The sequence below is a fragment of the Arthrobacter sp. Y3223164 genome (assembly GCF_059091005.1).
In genome coordinates this window covers 1-5572 of the sequence record NZ_JBNHGF010000180.1, presented here as the reverse complement: position 1 = coordinate 5572, position 5572 = coordinate 1, and the positions used below count along the sequence as shown (strand labels likewise).

Sequence of the window (5572 nt, the reverse complement as noted above, 5' to 3'; positions counted from 1 at the left end):
GCCGCCGGCCGCGGCGGGTATCGGCGTACAGGGTGAACTGGCTGACCACCAGCAGCGGGGCGCCGGCCGTGGCACACGACTGCTCGCCGTCGAGGATCCGCAGCTGCCAGGTCTTCTGCGCCAGCGCCACGGCGTCGTCAGGGGTGTCGGTGTGGGTGGCGCCGACCAGCACCACCAGTCCGGGACCTGGCAGGGCGCCCACCACGGCGCCGTCGACACTGACGCTGGCGCGGCTGGCGCGCTGCAAAATGGCTCGCATGGACCCAGCCTAGGCAAAGCCGCCCCTCCGCACGAATGGCGGCGGCCGGAAGCCGGCACCCGGACGCGTGCGGCAGCAACCCGAGCTGCTGCTAGAATGGTTGGCTGACTGGCAAGCCGTTCTTCACGCGCCGTCAAACCCCGGATCACATCAGAGGTGGGGCCAGACGCGTGCCGCGAACGGACTGTAGCTGAAGGTAGCGGTTGACCAACGCTCTCCGATACATGGAGGCCAGCAAACCATTGCACCGCACATAACTGGAAGGACATCGTGGCTAACAACACACGAGCCCGCCGCAAGGTCCGCATTTCGCGTGCCCTTGGCATTGCCCTGACGCCCAAGGCTGAGAAGTACATGGAGCGTCGCCCGTACGGCCCCGGCCAGCACGGACGCGCCCGCCGCAAGCAGGACAGTGACTACGCCGTACGTCTGCGCGAGAAGCAGCGTCTGCGTGCCCAGTACGGCATCCGCGAAGCACAGATGACCCGTGTCTTCGAGGAAGCCCGCAACACCGCCGGCCTGACCGGTGAAAACCTGATCGAGCTGCTGGAAATGCGTCTTGACGCCCTGGTGCTGCGTGCCGGCTTTGCCCGCACGATTGCCCAGGCCCGCCAGCTGGTGGTGCACCGCCACATCATGGTTGACGGCAAGCGCGTGGACCGCCCGTCCTTCCGCGTTTCCGAAGGCCAGCTGATCCACGTCCACGAGCGCTCCGAGAAGATGCCCCCGTTCCAGGTGGCAGCTGCCGGCGCTCACCGCGACGTGCTCCCCAACGTTCCGGCGTACCTGGATGTCGCTTTGGAGAAGCTGCAGGCCCGCCTGGTCCGCCGCCCCAAGCGCTCCGAGGTCCCCGTGACCTGCGAAGAGCAGCTGGTGGTCGAATACTACGCTCGCTAGGCCCGTTGTCCCGGGCGTGAAACCCCGGGACAGCACCTGCGAGATGCCGTCCCCGTGCGCGGGGTCGGCGCAGAACAGCCCGCGGCATCGCCGCGGGCTGTTCAGTAGGTAAGGTGTTGTCAGTGGCGGTACGGTGCCTGCGTCCAGGTGCGCCCCGCCGTCGTTAGCCGGAACCCGCAGCCGATGGCCCGCCCATGCCGCGCGCGGAACCGGAGTACGCCAAGAACCAACAAATAGGAGCGTTTGAGCCCATGTCAGGTGGAGATATCGCCGGTCTGATCGCCGCGGGCGTGTTCGCGGTGCTGGTGGCCCTGCTGGCCATACCGGTCTGGAAGCTCGGCAAGGTGTTTGACGAGCTGCGCCAGGCAATCCGGGACATCAGCGACGGCACCACGCCGCTGATCGGCGAAGTGACCACCACTGTGAGCACCACCAACGAACAGCTCAGGAAGGTCGACGGGATCTCCAACCACGTCTCGGACGCCTCCGCCAACCTGTCGGCCCTGACCTCGCTGGTCTCCGCGACCCTGGGCTCGCCTTTGATCAAGGTGGCCGCCTTCTCCTACGGTGTGCGCAGCGCCTTCAATTCCGCCGGCAAGGGCGCGCCCGAGGGCAAGCGCCGCCGCGGCCGCTGACCGGAAAGAGGAACCCACATGAAGCGAATAATCTGGATGGCCGCCGGCGTGGCGATCGGCGTGCTCGCGGTACGCAAGGTGTCCCAAACGCGTGAGGCGTTGGGCCCGGCGGGCCTGAACCGCGCCCTGGCACAGGTGGCCGACTCCGTGGCCAACTTCGCCGACGCGGTCCGCGACGGCATGCAGGAACGTGAAACCGACCTGCGCCTGGCCCTGGGCATCGATTCCGCCGACGACGTCCGCAAGCGATAAGTTTTTTACGGTCACCGAAGCCGCAGCCCGGCGCCCACAACCGTATTGCACCCCGGAAGGTAAGACACAGGCACCATGAAATCCCATGAGATTGTCCGCCGCTGGCTCGACTTCTTCGAGAAGAAGGGCCATTCCGTGGTCCCCTCCGCGTCCCTCGTGTCGCCGGATCCCTCGCTGCTGTTCACCGTGGCCGGCATGGTGCCGTTCATCCCGTACCTGACCGCCCGCGAGACGCCACCGTACCCGCGCGCCACCAGCGTGCAGAAATGCATCCGCACCGCGGACATCGAAGAGGTCGGCAAGACCGTCCGGCACGGCACGTTCTTCCAGATGTGCGGCAACTTCTCCTTCGGCGACTACTTCAAGGAACAGGCCATCGCGATGGCCTGGGAACTGCTGACCAGCCCGGTGGAGCAGGGCGGCTACGGCCTGCCGCCGGAGAAGCTCTGGATCACCGTGTACGAAGAGGACGAGGAAGCACTGGCCATCTGGCGCGACCAGGTGGGCGTTCCGGCCGAGCGGATCCAGAAGTCCGGCAAGAAGGACAACTACTGGTCCACCGGCCAGCCCGGCCCGGCCGGCCCCTGCTCGGAAATCTTCTACGACCGCGGCCCGGAGTACGGGATCGAGGGCGGCCCGATCGCCGACGAGACCCGCTACATCGAAATCTGGAACCTGGTCTTCATGCAGTACCAGCGCGGCGCCGGCATCGGCAAGGAAGACTTCGAGATCCTGGGCGAATTGCCGCAGAAGAACATCGACACCGGCCTGGGCATGGAACGCCTCGCGATGATTCTGCAGGGCGTGGAGAACATGTACGAGACGGACCAGGTCCGCCCCGTGCTGGACAAGGCCGCGGAGATCTCCGGCAAGGAGTACACCAGCGCCGAGTCCGACGACGACCCGCACCACGGCGACGATGTGCGAATGCGCGTGGTGGCCGACCACATCCGCTCCTCCCTGATGCTGATCTCCGACGGCGTGACCCCCTCCAACGAGGGCCGCGGCTACGTGCTGCGCCGGCTGATCCGCCGCGCGGTGCGCGCCATGCGCCTGCTCGGCGTGGAACGCGCCTGCCTGCCGGACCTGCTGCCGGTCTCCCGGGATGCGATGAAGGGCACCTACCCGGAAGTGGCCGAGGACTTCGAGCGCATCAGCCGGATTGCCTACGCCGAGGAGAAGGCGTTCCTGCGCACCATTGCCTCCGGCACCGCGCGGCTCGAGGAGGCCGTGAAGGAATCCAAGGCCGCCGCCAAGCCGATCTCCGGCGAGGACGCCTTCACCCTGCACGACACCTACGGCTTCCCGATCGACCTGACCCTCGAGATGGCCGAGGAAGCCGGCCTGCAGGTGGACGAGGCCGGATTCCGCACGCTGATGGCCGAACAGCGCGAGCGCGCCCAGGCCGACGCCCGCGGCAAGAAGCTGGGCCACGCCGACGTGACCGTCTTCCGCGAGATGCTCGCCGACGGCGAGACCGTCTTCACCGGCTACGACGAACTCACCACCGAATCTACGGTGCGAGGCATCGTCCGCGGCGGCGAAGTGCGCGGCTTCGCCGGCCAGGGCGAGGAAATCGAACTGGTGCTCGACGCCACCCCGTTCTACGCCGAGGCCGGCGGGCAGGCCGCGGACGTCGGGCTGATCACCGGCGACGGGTTCGTGGTCGAAGTGCTCGACGTGCAGAAGCCCGTCAAGGGCCTGAGCGTGCACAAGGCCGTGGTGCGCGAGGGCGAACTGCCCTCCGGCGCCACGGTGCAGGCCGCCGTCGACGCCCAGCGACGCCAGGCCGGCGAGCAGGCGCACACCGGCACGCACATCATCCATGCGGCCCTGCACCAGATCCTGGGCCCGGAGGCGCTGCAGCGCGGTTCCTTCAACAAGGCCGGCTACCTGCGCTTCGATTTCTCCTGGGGCGAGGGCCTCTCCGACGCCGCCAAGTCGGAGGTCGAAGAGGTCTCGAACCTGGCCATCCGCAACAACTTCGAGGTCCAGACCCGCGTCATGCCCCTGGCCCAGGCCCGCGAGCTGGGCGCCATGGCGCTGTTCGGCGAGGCCTACGGGGACACCGTGCGCGTGGTGGAGATCGACGGCGCGTGGTCCCGCGAACTTTGCGGCGGCACCCATGTGGAGGCCACCTCGCAGATCGGTTCGCTGACCCTGCTGGGCGAGGCATCGGTGGGTTCGGGCAACCGGCGCGTGGAGGCGTTCGTGGGCATGGAGGCCTTCCGCCACATGGCCGCCGAGCGCGCGCTGGTGAACGAACTCTCCGAAATGCTGAAGGTGCCGGGGGCACAGCTGCCCGAGCGGATTTCCGCCACCCTGGCCAAGCTCAAGTCCGTGGAGAAGGAGCTGGACAAGCTCCGCAAGGAACAGCTCGCCGCCTCGGCCGCCTCGCTGGTGGCCCAGGCCCAGGATGTGGCTGGGGTCCGGCTGCTGGCGCACCATGCCGGCGAACTCAGCGGCGCGGACGACCTGCGCAGCCTGGCCCTGGACCTGCGGACGCGGCTGGGCTCCGACCCGGTCACCGTGGCGATGACGGGGGTGGCCAACGGCCGGCCCCTGATCCTGGTGGCCACCAACGAAGCCGCCCGTGCCGCGGGTGTCAAGGCCGGCGCCTTGGTCAAGACCGCCGCCGGAGTACTGGGCGGCGGAGGCGGCGGCAAGGACGACGTCGCGCAGGGCGGCGGGTCCGATGCCACCAAGATCGACGAGGCACTGGCCGCCGTGACGGCCGCGGTCGCCAACCGCTAGGGCATCCGGTGTCTGTTCCCGATTATCCGCACGGCACCAAGCTTGGTGTCGACGTCGGCGCGGTGCGCGTGGGCGTGGCCAGCTGCGATCCGGACGGGATCCTGGCCACCCCGGTGCGCACCCTGAAGCGCGACGCCAAGAAAGACAGCGACGTCAGGGTCCTGGTGCGGGAGGCCGCCGAGCGGGACGCCGTGCAGGTGTTCGTTGGGCTGCCGCGCACCCTCTCCGGCGGCGACTCGGCCTCCACCGAAATGGCCCGCGACTACGCCCGGAAGCTGGCCGCAGCGCTGGCCGGGGCGGGGTCAGCCGCCCGGGTCAACCTGATCGACGAGCGCCTGACGACCGTGGCGGCGCACCGCGGACTGCGGGAGGCTGGTATGGATACACGTCAACATCGTAAAGTAGTTGATCAGGTAGCCGCAGTGGGTATACTGCAGCAGGCTATTGACATGCAACGGGCCCAAGGGCAGGACGTGGGGACACCTGTCGCACCGCCCGCCGGCAGCCATGTGCCGGCTGCCAGCCATGAGGAGCCGACGATTTCGCACGGACATGACCGAAGCGGGGACCCCGGGACATGAGCAAGCACCCCGACGACTGGAACAACCTGCCGTCCCGGCGCGCCGCACGCGGCCGCCAGGCCGCCGACCCGCGCTTCGACGACACCGTCCCGCCGTATTGGGACGACGACGCCGTACCCGAATGGGAGGAAGCGCCCGCGGACGAGGCATGGCCTTCTCCGCCCGCCCACCCCGCCACGCCCGCGGCCCCCGTC

At 68.6% G+C, this 5572-nt stretch carries 7 protein-coding genes; 6 read left to right on the top strand and 1 reads right to left on the bottom strand.

What is annotated here, in order from left to right; translation table 11 throughout:
- Window positions 1–259, bottom strand: a 259-nt coding sequence (locus AC5RUJ_RS10120) for a D-aminoacyl-tRNA deacylase (RefSeq protein WP_494155821.1), incomplete at its 3' end; no start/stop codon positions are given.
- A gap of 270 nt (window positions 260–529) precedes the next feature.
- On the opposite strand from AC5RUJ_RS10120, the gene rpsD reads away from it, so the two are divergent.
- The 6 genes from rpsD to AC5RUJ_RS10090 form a co-directional block, all read left to right on the top strand.
- Window positions 530–1156: a 30S ribosomal protein S4 gene (gene rpsD / locus AC5RUJ_RS10115; protein WP_493967703.1), complete on the top strand. Its 627-nt coding sequence runs from the start codon at window positions 530–532 to the stop codon at window positions 1154–1156.
- A 251-nt stretch (window positions 1157–1407) separates the two neighbouring features.
- Complete coding sequence (locus AC5RUJ_RS10110) at window positions 1408–1791, top strand: DUF948 domain-containing protein (RefSeq protein WP_493999812.1); 384 nt, start codon at window positions 1408–1410, stop codon at window positions 1789–1791.
- 18 nt (window positions 1792–1809) lie between these two features.
- On the top strand, window positions 1810–2043 hold the full coding sequence (locus tag AC5RUJ_RS10105) for a DUF6167 family protein (protein ID WP_494014054.1): 234 nt from the start codon (window positions 1810–1812) through the stop codon (window positions 2041–2043).
- A 75-nt stretch (window positions 2044–2118) separates the two neighbouring features.
- Window positions 2119–4797, top strand: coding sequence for an alanine--tRNA ligase (alaS, locus tag AC5RUJ_RS10100; RefSeq protein ID WP_494014053.1), 2679 nt, complete (start codon window positions 2119–2121; stop codon window positions 4795–4797).
- An 8-nt stretch (window positions 4798–4805) separates the two neighbouring features.
- Complete coding sequence (gene ruvX, locus AC5RUJ_RS10095; RefSeq protein WP_494014052.1) at window positions 4806–5378, top strand: Holliday junction resolvase RuvX; 573 nt, start codon at window positions 4806–4808, stop codon at window positions 5376–5378.
- The coding region (locus tag AC5RUJ_RS10090; protein ID WP_494155820.1) for a hypothetical protein at window positions 5375–5572 on the top strand (198 nt) is incomplete at its 3' end. The genes ruvX and AC5RUJ_RS10090, both read left to right, overlap by 4 nt.